This is a genomic window from Kocuria coralli (assembly GCF_008831305.1).
Classification (GTDB): domain Bacteria; phylum Actinomycetota; class Actinomycetes; order Actinomycetales; family Micrococcaceae; genus Kocuria; species Kocuria coralli.
Window position 1 is genome coordinate 1 of sequence record NZ_ML708679.1, and the last position, 204, is coordinate 204.

Annotated in this window: 1 protein-coding gene; it reads left to right on the plus strand. The window is 35.3% G+C overall.

Annotated elements, in window-relative coordinates; genetic code table 11:
• Positions 1 to 4: 4 nt before the first annotated feature.
• A complete protein-coding gene (locus FCK90_RS16060; RefSeq protein ID WP_425481721.1) occupies positions 5 to 178 on the plus strand; it encodes an arsenate reductase/protein-tyrosine-phosphatase family protein in 174 nt (57 codons plus the stop codon).
• Positions 179 to 204 lie beyond the last annotated feature (26 nt).

The following is a 204-nucleotide window of genomic DNA, read 5'->3' on the forward strand; positions in this document are numbered from 1 at the left end:
CGTAATGACTCAAAATCATCAAGCGGAAGTAAAAAGCCTTTTTCCGAAAGAGAATGATAAGATTCAACTAATTTCCGAAGAAAAAACAGATATTCCAGACCCTTACGGTGGATCAATTGAGCAATATGAAATTACCTATTACGAACTAAAAAGTGCAATTTCCGAACGTTTTCTATAAGTGAAGCGCTTCACTATCGGAAATTG